Source organism: Salipiger bermudensis (assembly GCF_020171625.1).
Lineage (GTDB): Bacteria > Pseudomonadota > Alphaproteobacteria > Rhodobacterales > Rhodobacteraceae > Salipiger > Salipiger bermudensis_B.
On record NZ_JAIUZY010000004.1, the window covers coordinates 359,103 to 372,717 of the forward strand.

The following is a 13,615-nucleotide window of genomic DNA, read 5'->3' on the forward strand; positions in this document are numbered from 1 at the left end:
AGTTCCGCCAAACGCTGCGGAACGGATCACGATATGCGCTCAATTCGCGCATAATTCAAGGGCGCATTGCAGCAGGGATCAGGAAAGGCTCCGCAAGATGGCGGGGCTGTCACGCCCGACCTGCTCTGCCCAGTGGGCGCGGTTGAGCACGACACCATCCTTGCGGACCCGGCGGACGGCGTCAAGATCGAGCGTGGCATAGGTCCAGCCGGGCCTGTTCATCTCGCCCTGCGCCAGCACGCCATCGGCGGGGAAGCCGGTGTCGGGCGGGCCGAAGATGCCGCCCATGCCGCAATTGGTGTCGACCGCCTCGGACCAGTCGCACTCGCCCACGGTCGAGGCCATCACCGTCACGCATTGCTGCTCGAGCGCGCGCGCCATGGCGCCGATGCGCACGCGATGGTAGCCATGCGCCGCCTCGGTGCAGGAGGGAACGAGAATCAGGTCCGCCTCCATCATGGCTCGGGCGAGCAACGGGTATTCGCTGTCATAGCAGATCAGGATGCCGATCTTGCCAAGCGCGGTGTCGAAGAGATGCAGCGGCCCGCCGCCCACCACGCCCCAATCCTCGCGCTCGAAGCGGGTCATGATCTGCTTGTCCTGATGGCCCATGGCGCCGGAGGGCGCGAAGAAGCGGGCGCGGTTGACCGGGCGGGGGCCGATCGCGGGGTCGAAGACCGGGGCGGAGGCGGCGAGAATATGGACGCCGTGCGCCTGCGCCAGCTCGGAATGCAGCGCGTCGACCTGCGGCATCACGTCGGAGACCGCGTGCAGCGAGGCCTCGAGATCGCCCGCCACCTCGAGGCCCGCCAGGGTCGCCAGTTCCATGGCGCCGTATTCCGGGAACACCAGCAGGTCGGCGCCCTGCCCGGCGGCGTCCTCGACCCACGCGGTGAGCTTGGCGGCATAAGCCTCCCAGCTGTCGAGGACATCCATCTTGTAGGCGGCGGTGGCGAGTTTCATGGCGCGGATCCTTTTGCGGGCGTCGGACCGGGGTTCCACCCCGGACCCCGGGATATTTTCGGCCAGAAGAAGACCGGGGCGTGGTCTACTGGCGGCTCAGGTCAGGGCCTTGATCCAGACCTGCAGGGGGTGGTCGGTCTCAGCGGGTTGGTCGAGGTCTTTCCATCGGAAATGCGCGCGGGCGCCCTCGAGTGTCTCGTAGCCGCGCTTGCGCCAGAACGGGTCGAGCGGGGCGTAGCCGACGGGGCGCAGCGGGTGATCGGCGGGGCGCTCGACGGCGCAGAAGGCCGAGCGGGTGCGCCCCATGGCGCGGGCATGGGCCTCGCGCAGGTCGAAGAACCGGTGACCGACGCCGCGACCGCGATAGCCGGGCAGCAGCACTGATTCGGCACAGTAGAAGATCGTGTCGAGATCGAGCGCGGTGCCGGCGAAGGCGGCGGCGAAGTCGTCGGCGTGGTCCTCCATCGGGGTGCCGGTGGCGGCGCCGACGAGCCGGTCGCCGTCGAAGGCGCCGACCAGCACCGCGCCGGGGCTGTCGCGGTAGGTCTGCAGGTAGGCGCGCTCGTAGTCGAAATCGCCGTCATAGAGATAGGGCCAGTCGCGAAACACCGCGATGCGCAGCCGCGCCACCTCGTCGAGCGCGGCCTCGAGCGCCGCGCCGGTCAGCACCTCGACCCGCATCAGCCGACCTGCCGGATCCAGTCCGCGAGGTTGTAATAGGTGACCACGCGGGTGATCTTGTCGTCCTTCAGTGTGAAGAACGAGCCGGCCGGCAGGCGGTAGGTCTGGCCGTTGGCCTCGGGAAGGCCCTCATCAGTGGCGAGGTAGGTGCCGTTGACGGTGTACTCGGCGGCGGCGCGGGTGCCGCCTTCGGCCTCGAACACCACCATGTCGGTGAGATGCTCGTCATAGCAGTGGGACATGTGGGCGCAGAACTCGGCGAACTTGGTCTTGCCGGTGCGCACCTGCCCCTCGTTGACGTGATGCGCCACCTCGGCATCGAGGCAGGCCAGCATGGCCTCGGTGTCGTTGGCGTTGAAGGCGTCGAAATAGCGCCGGATGGTGTCGGTTGCGCTCATGTGGCTCCCCATCTGCTCTTCAGCTTGTCTGTGATCTGGTCGCGGGTCTGGCGATAGGCGTTGAGCTTCATCTCGCGGCTCTCGCCAAGGCCGGTCGGGTCCATGACGGGCCAGTATTCGACCGTCAGGTGGTAATAGCGTGTGAGGTCGAGCGCGGCGCGCTGCGAGGCCGGCGACATGGCGACGATGAGGTCGAAGCCCGACAGCGCCTCGCCCATCTCCTCGAGCTCCTCGAAGCTGCGCGAGCGGTGCTTGTCGAGCTCGACGCCGATCTCGCGGCAGACCGCGATGGCGAAGCCGTCGATGTCGAGATCGTTCACCACCCCCACCGACTGCACGTAGGTGTCGAAGCCGTAGAGCTTCTTCATGATCCCTTCGGCCATGGGCGAGCGCACTGCGTTGTGATCGCAGCAGAACAGCACCGATTGCGGCAGACCGGCCAAGCCTCAGCCCCCGAAATGCAGCACGCAGATGAGGGTGAAGAGCCGGCGCGCGGTGTCGTCATCGACCTCGGCCTTGCCCTCGAGCCGCTCCTGCAGGATGCGCGCGCCCTCGTTGTGGATGCCGCGGCGGGCCATGTCGATGGTCTCGATCTGGCTCGGCGCCGCGGTCTTGACCGCGTCGAAGTAGCTTTTGCAGATCTGGAAGTAGTCCTTCACCACCTGCCGGAAGGGCGACAGCGAGAGGTGGAACTCCGCCGCCTTCTCGCCCGCCTCGGTGGCGACGTCGAAGACCAGCCGCTTTTCGCGGATCGCCAGCCCCAGCTTGTAGGGGCCGGCAGGCACCTCGCGGCCGTCGCGATCGGGGAGCGCGAAGGAGTTCTCCTCCATCAGGTCGAACATGGCGACACGGCGTTCCTGCTCGATCTCGGGCGTGGGCGGCGGCAGGTTGCCGTCGTCAAGATCGATCTGCGAGATGTGGCTCATGAGCACAGTCCTTCCCCGGGCCCGAAAGGCTTAGCGCGCCCGGGATCACACTGCAATGCGCCTGACCCGCAACCGCGGCACAGGCGGCAGGCTCACTCGTTCATCTTGCGCAGGCGCGCGGTTACGCTGAGGCCGTGCGCCTGCAGGCTTTCGGACGTGGCGAGGACCTCGGCGGCGGGGCCGATGGCGCGCAGCGCCTGCGGCGACATCTGCGCGAGCGTCGTGCGCTTGAGGAAATCGAGGGTCGAGAGACCGGAGGAGAACCGCGCCGAGCGCGCCGTGGGCAGCACGTGATTGGGGCCGCCGACATAATCGCCGATGGCCTCGGGCGTCCACTGGCCGAGGAAGATCGCACCGGCATGGCGGATCTTCTCGGACAGCGCCAGCGGGTCGGCGACGCAGAGCTCGAGGTGCTCGGGCGCCACCCGGTCCGACAGCGCCGCCGCCTCGTCGAGATCGCGCGCCACGATGATGGCGCCGAAATCGCGCCAGCTCGCACCCGCGATGGCGCCGCGCTCGAGCACCTCGATCTGGCGCTCGACCTCGGCTGCGACCGCCTGCCCGAAGGCGGCATCGGTGGTGACGAGGATCGACTGGGCGCTCTCGTCGTGCTCGGCCTGGCTCATCAGGTCGAGGGCGATGAACTCGGGATCGTTCTCGGCATCGGCGATGACGAGGATCTCGGAGGGGCCGGCAATCATGTCGATGCCCACCTTGCCGAAGACCCGGCGCTTGGCGGCGGCGACGAAGGCGTTGCCGGGGCCGGTAATCTTGTCGACCGGCGCCACGGTCTCGGTGCCATAGGCGAGGGCTGCGATGGCCTGCGCGCCGCCGAGGCGGTAGATCTCGTCGACGCCGGCAATGCGCGCCGCCAGGAGCACCAGCGGGTTCACCACGCCGTCGGGCGTCGGCACGGTGATGCAGAGCCGCTCGACCCCGGCCACCTTGGCGGGAATGGCGTTCATCAGCACCGAGGACGGGTAGCTCGCCAGCCCGCCCGGCACGTAGAGACCGGCAGCCGCGACCGGGGTCCAGCGCCAGCCGAGGGTGGCGCCGTCCGGGTCCGTCCAGAGCGCATCTTCCGGCACTTGGCGCACGTGATAGGCACGGATGCGTTCGGCGGCCTTCTCCAGCGCGGCGCGCTCATCGGCGGGCACACGGGTGCATTCCGCCTCGATCTCCTCCGGCGTGAAGGCCAGCCGGTCGGGCGTCAGTTCGAGCCGGTCGAATTTTGCGGTATAGTCGACCAGTGCCGCGTCGCCACGCGCCCGCACGTCGGCGATGATCGCCGCGACCGTGTCGTCGACATCGGGGCTATCCTCGCGCTTGGCCGTCAGCAGGCGGGAGAACGCGATCTCGAAATCGGGATCGGTGGTGTCGAGGAAAACGGGCATGGCGCGGTCCTTTTCGCTGTCCCGCGCCTCTTACCCCCTGCCCGCCCCCGCCTCAAGCGTCTGGGACCGCGATCCCGGTGACGGGTCGGCTGGGCTGGCCGGGATGACGGGCGAAAGACAGAATCGGCGCCAGATCCGGCGGGGAGAGCCATGCGGCAGACACCGGAGCGCCGGCGCGAGATCGGCCCTGTGTCGGCGGAATCAGGTCGCGCGACAACAACCCTTCGCCGGCCCCCTCCCCTCGCGTATGGGAGGAAGGGGCTGGGCGCCGATTTACAGCTCGTGATCCGGAGTCTTGCCGGACACCGCCTGATAGGGCCGCGTCACGTCCTTCAAGCGAAGCTCCAGCGCCTCGACCTGGGCGCGCAGCGCACCATCGCCGGCGAGGGTGAAGACCACGTGGCCCGCGCCCTCCTCGGTCGGCTCGAAGCTTACCGCGAGGATCGACAGCACCAGTTCGGGGTCATCGCGCGAGATGCCCTGGCTCGACACGCCGATCACGTTCTCGACCGCGAGCAGCGCCCGCACCCGCTCGGGCGGCGAGACGTGCACGCCATCCTCGCGGCGCAGTCGGTTGACCAGAAGGGTCAGGCGCTGGTGGCGTTTCTGCCAGGCGACATCGGCCACGGTCAGCACCGCGTCCTGCAGCAATGCCGAGAGCACCTGCAGGTCGTCGGGGTCCATGGCGCCGAGGTTCAGCGGCGCGCCGGCGGCGTCTTCAAAGCGTGCGTCGGTCACTCGTTCCTCACCCGTTCGATCTTAGCGCCCACGCCCGAGAGCTTGCGCACCACGTGTTCATAGCCGCGGTCGAGATGGTAGACCCGGTTGACCACGGTTTCGCCTTCGGCCGCAAGCCCTGCGAGGATCAGCGACACGCTGGCGCGCAGATCGGTGGCCATCACCGGCGCGCCCTTGAGCTTCTCGACCCCGGTCACGGTGGCGGTGCCGCCATGCACGTCGATGCGCGCGCCCATGCGCATCAGCTCGGGCGCGTGCATGAAGCGATTCTCGAAGATCTTCTCCTCGAGCACCGAGGTGCCCTCGGCGGTGCAGAGCAGCGCCATCATCTGCGCCTGCAGGTCGGTCGGAAAGCCGGGGAACGGCTCGGTGGTCACGTCGACCGCGCGCACCCGGCCGTTCTTGCGGCTGACCTTGAGACCGGTCTCGGTCTCTTCGATGTCGATTCCGGCGGCGTCGAGCGTCTCGCAGAAGCTCTTCACCAGCTCGATGGTGCCGCCGAGGCACTCGACCTCGCCGCCGGCGATGGCCGGAGCGAGCATGTAGGTGCCCAGCTCGATGCGGTCGGTGACCACGCGGTGGGTCGCCCCGCCAAGGCTCTCGACGCCCTGCACCTCGATCGTGTCGGTGCCCTCGCCCGAGATCTGCGCCCCCATCTTCTGAAGGCAGCGGGCCAGATCGACGATTTCCGGCTCGCGCGCGGCGTTCTTGATCAGCGTGGTGCCCTTCGCCAGCGTCGCCGCCATCAGCGCGTTCTCGGTGGCGCCCACCGAGACCAGCGGGAAGTCCACGACACCGCCCCTGAGGCCGCCCGCCGGCGCCTTGGCGTGCACGTAGCCCTCGCGCAGGTCGAGTTCGGCCCCCAACGCCTCGAGCGCGCGCAGGTGCAGATCGACCGGGCGGGCGCCGATGGCGCAGCCGCCGGGCAGCGACACCTCTGCGTGACCGTGCTTGGCCAGAAGCGGCCCAAGCACGAGAATCGAGGCGCGCATCTTGCGCACGATGTCATACTCGGCGCGGGTCGAGGTCAGCGCGTGGCTCGACAGCGCCAGCACCTGCCCCTCGTTCAGCGCCTGAACCTCGGCCCCCAGCGACTGCAGAAGCGTCGTCATGGTGCGGATGTCCGACAGGCGCGGCGCGTTTGTCAGCGTCAGCGGTTCGTCCGAGAGCAGCGTTGCCGGCATCAGCGTGAGACAGGCATTCTTCGCGCCCGCGATGGGGATCTGGCCGGACAGCGGCCCGTTCCCTGTGACGATGATCGAATCCATGTCCTATTTGTCCTTTTCACTGCTCTGATCGCGCACGGTGCTCTCCGCGCTGCGGGCCTTGGCCTGCTGTTTTCGACGGGCGAGATTCGCCTTGAGCGCCGCTTTCAGCCGCGCATCACGCTCTTCTGCCTTGGTTTTAGTGCTGCCTGTCTTGCGCTCCATGACACTTCTTTAAAGCAGGGGCAAAAAAGGGTCCAGATTGCGCTTGCGCCCGTCTGAAATTGCCTTTAGAGACGCCGCCACGCCACCAAGGCGCACCGGCGCTGCTGTAGCTCAGAGGTAGAGCACTCCCTTGGTAAGGGAGAGGTCGAGAGTTCAATTCTCTCCAGCAGCACCACAACTTTCCAAAGCGATATCAGTCACTTGGATGCACAGCGCCGCTGCGCCTGTGCGGGGCGCCACACGTGCGCTCGCGCTCGATCCCGCGCCCGACAAAGCAACGCCGCAGACCGTTTTGGGATGGTCTGGCGCAGCTTGATGCGCGGCGCTTGCGGCTCTTCTCAATCAACAGTTTCAGCGCAGCGCCCCGGGCGCACGCTCGCCGCGCCCGTCACCCGATCGTCGTCGACACCGACGAACCGCCACACGCTCTGACGTTTGATGCGTTCGTGTGAGGCTGGCGGCAAGCCGATCTGCCGGGGAATGCCCGAGACCTCCGCCCGCGAAAAGCGCGTGGCCTTCCGCGAGCTGCGATGATTCCTCCGCGACTCACGGGGGCGGGCGGGCCTCCCGATGCCGGGTCACGAGAGGGCGATGCTGCGCCGACGCTGATCGCCGAACGCCATATCGGCTACCAAGTCCCATATCCCGGCCCCGGGCGGGCAGGTCTGGCCTCGCAGCCAGACCGTCTCCGTTCAAAACCGAGCGTCAAACCACCGGTCAGCTGCCATTCCGGATCTGGCTCAGCGTCCGGTAGGGGGTCAGCGCCTCCTTGTCGACGATCAGCTCCAGAAGCGCGCCGGTGGGCGACGCGAGCGCCCGCTCGAACGCCTCGGCGAACCCGGCGGTCTCGGAGACCACCTCGCCGTACAACCCGCAGGACTGCGCCAGCGCGGCGAAATCCGGGTTCACCAGCTCGGTGCCCGAGACCCGGGCCGGAAACTCGCGCTCCTGATGCGCGCGGATGGTGCCGTAGGTGCCGTTGTTCACCACCATCACGATCACCGCCGCACCGGCCTGACGGGCGGTGGCGAGCTCCTGCATGGTCATCTGGATGTCGCCATCGCCGGCGAAGCAGATCACCGTCGCATCGGGGCGTTCGATCTTGGCCGCCACTGCGGCCGGCAGGCCGTAGCCCATAGCCCCCGATTGCGGCCCGAGCAGCCGCATCCCCGGGCGGAACCGGAAGAAGCGGGTGGGCCAGACGGTGAAGTTGCCCGCGCCGTTGGTCAGGACCAGCTCCTGCTCCTCGAGGCGCTCGCGCAGATGTGCGCAGACCGCCACCATGTCGACCGGCCCGGGCTGCGCCGGGGCGTTGTCGATGAAGCCGAGATAGGCCTCGCGCGCCTTGCGCCGCCAGTCGGCCCAGCCCCCCTGCACCGCCTCGCCGAGCGCCAGCGCAAAGCGCTGCGGGCAGGCATGGATGCCCAGCGCCGGGCGGTAGACCTTGCCGATCTCGCGGTCCGAGGCCATCACGTGGACGATCTTCTGCACCGGATCGGGCACCTGCAGCAGCGTGTAGCCGTCGGTCATGTTCTCGCCGAAGCGGGTGCCCAGCGCGAGGATGACGTCCGCCTGCCCGAGCAGCGCCTTGGTCGCGGCGCTCATGCCCACGCCCGCGTCGCCGCAGAAGCACTCCGAGCCGTTGTCGAACTGGTCCTGATAGCGGAACGAGCTGATCACCGGGATATCCGAGCCTTCGGCAAAGCGCTTGAGCGCGTCCTGCGCCTCGCGGTCCCACGGCGCGCCGCCGAGCACGATCAGCGGCCGCTCGGCGCCCTGCAGCATCTCCATCGCCTCGGCCATCGCCGCCGGCGCGGGCTCGGGCGGGAAGACCGGCACCGGGCCGGAGACGGGCGCCGCCTCGGTCTCGGCCATCAGCATGTCTTCTGGCAGTGCGATGACCACCGGGCCGGGACGGCCGGTGGTCGCTGTGGTCCAGGCCCGCGACAGGATCTCGGGCACCCGGGCGACATCGTCGATCTCGGTCACCCACTTGGCCATGGTGCCGAAGACGGCGCGGTAGTTGACCTCCTGAAAGGCCTCGCGCTCGCGCATCTCGGTTCCGATCTGGCCGACGAGGAGAATCATCGGCGCGCTGTCCTGCATCGCGGTGTGCACGCCGATCGACGCGTTGGTCGCGCCGGGGCCGCGGGTCACCATACAGATGCCGGGCTGGCCGGTCAGCTTGCCGTGCGCCGCCGCCATGAAGGCGGCCCCGCCCTCCTGCCGGCAGTTGACGAAATCGAGCTTGCCGCCGGTGTCGTGCATCGCGTCAAGCACCGCAAGGTAGCTCTCTCCCGGAACGCCAAACGCCCTGCGGGCCCCAAGGGCCACAAGGCAGTCCACCACCAGCTGTCCACCATTGCGCGCCATCGACACTCTCCCTTTGCTCTGACGTCTTACTTGTAGGCGATGCCCGCGCGTCTGCAAGCAGACTGCGAAAAGCGGCACTCCAGAACGCTTTGTTAAGACACCGACCGTATGTCTCATGTCTGACCCTGGGCGGCATGGCCGCGGCGCGGGTCACCCGACCCAGAGGCTGGCAAAGGCACCGAGCACACGATGTCCGACTCCCATATTCACGTTCTCGAACCCACGCGAAACCGCAACGGCGAAGACGCGCTGGTTCCGTTCCTGCTGGGGGCGCGCCACGCCCCGGTGACGATCTCGGTCAGCGATGTCGGACGGCTCGATGCCCACCGGCTCCAGATCCTGCTCGTGGCCCAGAAGCAGTGGGCCCGCGAAGAACTTCCGTTCCGCCTGACCGATGCGAATGACAGTTTCCGCGCCGGCCTCGAACGGCTCGGCCTCGCCCCCGATCATTTCGACAAGGACCAGACCTCATGACCACCAAAGTCCTCGCGATCGACGATTCCCGCACCATCCGAAACCTGCTGCGCGTTTCGCTCGAAGGCGCGGGATTCGAATACCATTCGGCGTGCGACGGCGTCGAAGGTGTGGAGCAGTTCGCCGAAGTCGAGCCCGACGTGGTGATCACCGACATCAACATGCCCAACATGGATGGTTTCGGTGTGATCGATAACCTGCGCAGCGGCCCCAACCGAACCACTGTGCCGATCATCGTGCTGACCACCGAAAGCGGCCCGGACCTCAAGGCCCGCGCCCGCGAGGCCGGAGCGACGGGCTGGATCGTGAAACCCTTCGACGATGCGTCGTTGGTCTCGGTTCTGCGCCGGCTGACCGGACACGTGGTGTAAGCCATGTCCAACAGCTCGATCCGCGATACCTTTTTCGAAGAATGCGAAGAGCTTCTCGAGGCGCTCGTCGAAGGACTCGCCGCCATGGAAGAGAACGCCTCCGACATGGAGGTGGTCAACGCGGTGTTTCGTGCCGTGCACTCGATCAAGGGCGGCGCCGGGGCATTCGCCCTCGACCGGCTGGTGAACTTCGCCCACACCTTCGAGACGGTGATGGACAAGGTCCGCTCGAAACAGCTTGCCGTAAACGAGGAGCTGATGCTGCTCTTTCACCGGTCCGGCGATCAGTTGGCCGACCTCGTGGAGGCGGCGCGCGACGAGCGCGAGCCCAACGCCGAATCCGAGGCCGCGATCCTCAAGGAGCTGAGCGCCTATCTCGGGGATGTCGAAAGCGAGGAAGAGATCGCTTTCGACGCCGCCCCGCTCGCCTTCGACGCAGCCCCCCTGGCGCTCGACATTGGCGAGCATGATCCGCCCACCGGGACCGAGCTGCGGCGCTTCGATATCCGGTTCTGCCCGACCCCGGCCCTCTACGCCAACGGTCACGAGCCGCTCTTGCTGTTCGACGCCCTGGCCGAACTCGGACCGCTCTCGGTGACCGCCGACCTATCCCGCCTGCCCGAGTTCGACCGCTTCGATCCCGAGGACGCGGTGATAAACTGGCGCCTCACGCTGCTGACCTCCGAGGACGAGACCGTGCTCCACGAGGTGTTCGAGTTCGTCGATGCCCTCTGTGATCTGGAGATCGCGGTCTCTGACGAACCGGTCGTGGCCGTGGATGAGCCCCCGCTCGACAGCCGCGCCTCTCAAGGCCTTCCGGCCCCTACCGACAGGGCGGCTTTGGCCGAGCCGAAAGCACAGGAGGACACCACGCCGCCGCCCAGCGCCAAGACCGCCACGGCCAGCGCCCCGCGCGACGAGCCACGCGGCCCGCGCCCGACCCTCCGCGTCGACCTCGACCGTGTGGATCGGCTGATCAACACGGTGGGCGAGCTGATCATCAATCAGGCCATGATCTCGCAGCGGATCGAAGAGCTCGAGCTGCCGGCGGTCGCACATCTCACCAACGAGCTTGAAGCCTACAAGCTGTTGGCGCGCGACATTCAGGAGGGGGTGATGGCGATCCGGGCACAACCGGTGAAGCCTCTGTTTCAGCGCATGTCCCGCATCGTGCGCGAGGCCGCCGAAGTCACCGGGAAAAAGGTCAAGTTGGTGACCGTGGGCGACTCGACAGAGGTCGACAAGACCGTGATTGAACGCCTCGCCGACCCGCTCACGCACATGGTGCGCAATGCTGTCGACCACGGGCTTGAGCGGCCGGAAAAGCGCGCCGAGCTTGGTAAGGACACGACCGGCGCGATTCGCTTGTCCGCCTCGCACCGCTCCGGCAGCGTCTTCATCGAGATCGCCGATGACGGGGCGGGCCTCAACCGGGCCAGGATCCTTGAAAAGGCGATCGAGAAGGGCCTCGTCTCTCCCGAGGCGGAGCTTTCCGAACAAGAGGTCGACAACCTCCTGTTCCTGCCAGGCTTTTCCACCGCCGCCGAGGTCTCGAACCTGTCCGGCCGCGGCGTCGGCATGGATGTGGTCAAGAACGCCGTGGCGGCGCTCGGCGGACGTGTGTCCATCACCTCAAGCCCCGGAGCAGGCACCACCTTCACCATCGTCCTGCCACTGACCCTGGCCGTGATGGACGGTTTCGTCATCTCGATCGCCGATCAGACGATGGTGATCCCGATCGCCTCGATCATCGAAACCATACGACCAAACCCGCGCGACCTGCATTGTATCGGAACCGACGGCGAGGTGATCTCGGTGCGTGGCGCCTATGTCCCAATCGTCGATGTGGCCCGCAATCTCGGGCTCTCCAGCGAGCGTGCAGACAGCAGCGGCGTCCTGCTTCTGGTGAGCACGGAAGGACAAGGCCTCACCGCGCTGCGTGTCGGCGCGATCCACGATCAGCGCCAGGTGGTGATCAAGAGCCTCGAAAGCAATTACGGGGCCATCGCCGGCGTCTCGGCGGCAACCATCCTCGGCGACGGGAAGATTGCCCTGATTCTCGACCCCGACGAACTTGTCAAACTCACCCCGGCGGCAATTTTCCTGCCGCCCGCCTCCCCCCCCAGACCGGAGCTGCGCCATGCTTGACGTTTCCGAGGCCCCCACCGAGGCCCAGTTCGAATTCATTACTTTCTCCGCCGGGGACCAGAGTTTCTGCCTCGAGATCACCCAGATCCGGGAGATTCGACGCTGGACGCCCGTCACCAAGCTGCCGCACACGCCCGACGATGTCCTCGGCGTCATGAACCTTCGCGGCGCGGTGATCCCGATCTTCGATCTCTCGGCCCGGTTTGGTCTCGGTGAGACCATCGACAATGAGCGCAACGTCGTCATCGTCGCCGCTGCCGGCGGAACAACAATCGGTCTACTCGTCGAGTCGGTTTCAGAGATCCTTTCGGTCGCGAAGTCCGCGATCCAGGAAACACCGGACATTAAGTCCGAAGCCGCACGCCAAGCGATCCTCGGCGTGATTTCGGTCGGGGAAAGCATGGTCCGGGTGGTCAACCTCGACGCCGTACTCGACAACGAGGGGGGCACCGTATGATCACCACCGCCCCGGTGAGCGGATCGGGCGACGTCCGCTTTACCGACGATGACTTCCGCGCTCTGGCGCAGCTTGCGCACGCCGAATTCGGTCTGGCGCTGGCAGAGAGCAAGAAGCCGTTGGTGTACTCCCGCATCGCGCGGCGCCTGCGCGCCCGCAAGATTAACGATTTCTCAAGTTACATGGCCCTGCTCAAAAGCCCGGAAGAAGCCGAGGAGCGTCTCGAGCTGATCTCCGCACTGACCACCAACGTCACCAGCTTCTTCCGCGAGAAGCACCATTTCGACACCTTGCAGAAAGACCTGATCCCGCAGCTCGAAAAGCAGCAAAGGGTCCGCATCTGGTCGGCGGGATGCTCTTCGGGACAAGAGGCTTTCTCCATCGCGATGACCCTGACCGACGCGCTATCGGAGGCCAGCCTGCGCAATGCTCGCATCCTCGCCACGGACATTGATCCTGCGATGATCCGCAAAGCTTCCGCGGCGCGCTATGCGCTCGAGGATCTCGCCACGATCCCTGCGAAGATGCAGCAGAGCGCCACGCGGCCCTGCGCCGAAGAACCGGCCAGTTTCGAAATAACCGCCCCGGTGCAGCGCATGGTGTCCTTCGGTGCACTCAATCTGATGGAGCCGTGGCCCTTCAAAGGCCCCTTTGACGCAATCTTCTGTCGCAATGTCGCGATCTACTTCGACCATCAAACGCAGCATCGCCTGTGGTCCCGGTTTACCGCTTTGCTGCGCGAGGGCGGCTTTCTGTTCATCGGGCACTCCGAACGTGTTGCAGGACCTGCGCTGGACAGTCTGCAGTCCGCCGGTGTCACCACCTACCGCAAAGCCGTCGCCCCCGCCCCGACCACGCCTGATAGGAGACAAGAATGAGCCTGAAGGACTCCCTGCGCATCATGGTCGTCGATGACATGGCGACAAGCCGTGGCCTTATCACACAAGCGCTCGATGAGATCGGCATCAAGAACTACCTGACCGAAAATGATGGCCAGCAGGCCCTCGCGCGCATCTCGGCAAACCCCGTGCACCTGGTGCTGTCGGATTTCAACATGCCCAATATGGACGGTCTCGGCCTTTTGCAGGCGGTGCGGCAAAACAAGGCCACGCAGCGCATGGGCTTTATCCTGGTGACCGGCAAACCGACGCCGGACATGGTCTCGACGGCCAAGAAATGGGGTCTCAACAACATGATCAAGAAGCCATTCACTTCCTTGGCAATGAAACAGTGCATCGAAAGCGTCGTGGGAAAGCTCTGAT

The 13,615-nt window shown here is 66.6% G+C and carries 16 protein-coding genes and 1 tRNA gene; 7 read left to right on the top strand and 10 right to left on the bottom strand.

The window, feature by feature from the left end; translation table 11 throughout:
* Nucleotides 1-78 precede the first annotated feature (78 nt).
* The 9 genes from LCM15_RS08280 to LCM15_RS08320 form a co-directional block, all read right to left on the bottom strand.
* Nucleotides 79-963, bottom strand: a complete 885-nt coding sequence (locus LCM15_RS08280) for a carbon-nitrogen hydrolase family protein (RefSeq protein WP_224855303.1) — start codon at nt 961-963, stop codon at nt 79-81.
* A gap of 96 nt (nt 964-1,059) precedes the next feature.
* On the bottom strand, nt 1,060-1,644 hold the full coding sequence (locus LCM15_RS08285; protein ID WP_224855305.1) for a GNAT family N-acetyltransferase: 585 nt from the start codon (nt 1,642-1,644) through the stop codon (nt 1,060-1,062).
* Complete coding sequence (locus LCM15_RS08290; RefSeq protein WP_224855307.1) at nt 1,644-2,042, bottom strand: ketosteroid isomerase-related protein; 399 nt, start codon at nt 2,040-2,042, stop codon at nt 1,644-1,646. Before LCM15_RS08290 ends, LCM15_RS08285 begins: the two co-directional genes overlap by 1 nt.
* Nucleotides 2,039-2,485, bottom strand: a complete 447-nt coding sequence (locus LCM15_RS08295) for a low molecular weight phosphatase family protein (protein WP_007792585.1) — start codon at nt 2,483-2,485, stop codon at nt 2,039-2,041. The genes LCM15_RS08290 and LCM15_RS08295 overlap by 4 nt, the downstream gene beginning before the upstream one ends.
* A gap of 3 nt (nt 2,486-2,488) precedes the next feature.
* The gene (locus LCM15_RS08300; RefSeq protein WP_224855309.1) at nt 2,489-2,968 is read right to left on the bottom strand and encodes a UPF0262 family protein; all 480 of its coding nucleotides are present in this window, start codon (nt 2,966-2,968) and stop codon (nt 2,489-2,491) included.
* 92 nt (nt 2,969-3,060) lie between these two features.
* A complete protein-coding gene (gene hisD / locus LCM15_RS08305) occupies nt 3,061-4,362 on the bottom strand; it encodes a histidinol dehydrogenase (protein WP_224855311.1) in 1,302 nt (433 codons plus the stop codon).
* A gap of 273 nt (nt 4,363-4,635) precedes the next feature.
* Nucleotides 4,636-5,100 carry a DUF2948 family protein gene (locus LCM15_RS08310; RefSeq protein ID WP_224855313.1) on the bottom strand — a complete coding sequence of 155 codons (465 nt, stop codon included), beginning with the start codon at nt 5,098-5,100 and terminating at the stop codon, nt 4,636-4,638.
* Nucleotides 5,097-6,368: a UDP-N-acetylglucosamine 1-carboxyvinyltransferase gene (gene murA / locus LCM15_RS08315; RefSeq protein ID WP_224855315.1), complete on the bottom strand. Its 1,272-nt coding sequence runs from the start codon at nt 6,366-6,368 to the stop codon at nt 5,097-5,099. Before murA ends, LCM15_RS08310 begins: the two co-directional genes overlap by 4 nt.
* A gap of 3 nt (nt 6,369-6,371) precedes the next feature.
* On the bottom strand, nt 6,372-6,530 hold the full coding sequence (locus tag LCM15_RS08320) for a hypothetical protein (protein WP_224855317.1): 159 nt from the start codon (nt 6,528-6,530) through the stop codon (nt 6,372-6,374).
* A gap of 100 nt (nt 6,531-6,630) precedes the next feature.
* On the opposite strand from LCM15_RS08320, the gene LCM15_RS08325 reads away from it, so the two are divergent.
* Nucleotides 6,631-6,705: transfer RNA gene (locus LCM15_RS08325), tRNA-Thr, on the top strand.
* Between the two features lie 542 nt (nt 6,706-7,247).
* On the opposite strand, the gene LCM15_RS08330 is transcribed toward LCM15_RS08325, so the two are convergent.
* The gene (locus tag LCM15_RS08330; RefSeq protein WP_224855320.1) at nt 7,248-8,903 is read right to left on the bottom strand and encodes a thiamine pyrophosphate-dependent enzyme; all 1,656 of its coding nucleotides are present in this window, start codon (nt 8,901-8,903) and stop codon (nt 7,248-7,250) included.
* A gap of 189 nt (nt 8,904-9,092) precedes the next feature.
* On the opposite strand from LCM15_RS08330, the gene LCM15_RS08335 reads away from it, so the two are divergent.
* From LCM15_RS08335 to LCM15_RS08360, 6 genes are read left to right on the top strand one after another with little or no spacing between them, the layout of a single operon-like run.
* Nucleotides 9,093-9,377, top strand: a complete 285-nt coding sequence (locus LCM15_RS08335; RefSeq protein ID WP_224855322.1) for an STAS domain-containing protein — start codon at nt 9,093-9,095, stop codon at nt 9,375-9,377.
* Nucleotides 9,374-9,748 (top strand): response regulator, encoded by a 375-nt coding sequence (locus tag LCM15_RS08340; RefSeq protein WP_224855324.1) that lies wholly within the window; start codon nt 9,374-9,376, stop codon nt 9,746-9,748. Before LCM15_RS08335 ends, LCM15_RS08340 begins: the two co-directional genes overlap by 4 nt.
* Before the next feature lie 3 nt (nt 9,749-9,751).
* Entirely contained in the window at nt 9,752-11,896 is a 2,145-nt protein-coding gene (locus tag LCM15_RS08345) for a chemotaxis protein CheA (protein ID WP_224855326.1), read from the top strand.
* Entirely contained in the window at nt 11,889-12,353 is a 465-nt protein-coding gene (locus LCM15_RS08350; protein ID WP_224855328.1) for a chemotaxis protein CheW, read from the top strand. Before LCM15_RS08345 ends, LCM15_RS08350 begins: the two co-directional genes overlap by 8 nt.
* Nucleotides 12,350-13,231, top strand: a complete 882-nt coding sequence (locus tag LCM15_RS08355; RefSeq protein ID WP_224855330.1) for a CheR family methyltransferase — start codon at nt 12,350-12,352, stop codon at nt 13,229-13,231. Before LCM15_RS08350 ends, LCM15_RS08355 begins: the two co-directional genes overlap by 4 nt.
* Nucleotides 13,228-13,614: a response regulator gene (locus LCM15_RS08360; protein ID WP_224855333.1), complete on the top strand. Its 387-nt coding sequence runs from the start codon at nt 13,228-13,230 to the stop codon at nt 13,612-13,614. The genes LCM15_RS08355 and LCM15_RS08360 overlap by 4 nt, the downstream gene beginning before the upstream one ends.
* Nucleotide 13,615 lies beyond the last annotated feature (1 nt).

Excerpts from the sequence above, each read along its gene's own strand:
- LCM15_RS08290 (WP_224855307.1), bottom strand. The coding sequence starts at position 2,042 with ATGAGCGCAACCGACACCATCCGGCGCTATTTCGACGCCTTCAACGCC.
- murA (WP_224855315.1), bottom strand. The coding sequence starts at position 6,368 with ATGGATTCGATCATCGTCACAGGGAACGGGCCGCTGTCCGGCCAGATC.
- LCM15_RS08340 (WP_224855324.1), top strand. The coding sequence starts at position 9,374 with ATGACCACCAAAGTCCTCGCGATCGACGATTCCCGCACCATCCGAAAC.
- LCM15_RS08355 (WP_224855330.1), top strand. The coding sequence starts at position 12,350 with ATGATCACCACCGCCCCGGTGAGCGGATCGGGCGACGTCCGCTTTACC.
- LCM15_RS08320 (WP_224855317.1), bottom strand. The coding sequence starts at position 6,530 with ATGGAGCGCAAGACAGGCAGCACTAAAACCAAGGCAGAAGAGCGTGAT.
- LCM15_RS08285 (WP_224855305.1), bottom strand. The coding sequence starts at position 1,644 with ATGCGGGTCGAGGTGCTGACCGGCGCGGCGCTCGAGGCCGCGCTCGAC.
- LCM15_RS08345 (WP_224855326.1), top strand. The coding sequence starts at position 9,752 with ATGTCCAACAGCTCGATCCGCGATACCTTTTTCGAAGAATGCGAAGAG.
- LCM15_RS08335 (WP_224855322.1), top strand. The coding sequence starts at position 9,093 with ATGTCCGACTCCCATATTCACGTTCTCGAACCCACGCGAAACCGCAAC.
- LCM15_RS08350 (WP_224855328.1), top strand. The coding sequence starts at position 11,889 with ATGCTTGACGTTTCCGAGGCCCCCACCGAGGCCCAGTTCGAATTCATT.
- LCM15_RS08330 (WP_224855320.1), bottom strand. The coding sequence starts at position 8,903 with ATGGCGCGCAATGGTGGACAGCTGGTGGTGGACTGCCTTGTGGCCCTT.
- LCM15_RS08300 (WP_224855309.1), bottom strand. The coding sequence starts at position 2,968 with ATGAGCCACATCTCGCAGATCGATCTTGACGACGGCAACCTGCCGCCG.
- LCM15_RS08280 (WP_224855303.1), bottom strand. The coding sequence starts at position 963 with ATGAAACTCGCCACCGCCGCCTACAAGATGGATGTCCTCGACAGCTGG.
- LCM15_RS08360 (WP_224855333.1), top strand. The coding sequence starts at position 13,228 with ATGAGCCTGAAGGACTCCCTGCGCATCATGGTCGTCGATGACATGGCG.
- hisD (WP_224855311.1), bottom strand. The coding sequence starts at position 4,362 with ATGCCCGTTTTCCTCGACACCACCGATCCCGATTTCGAGATCGCGTTC.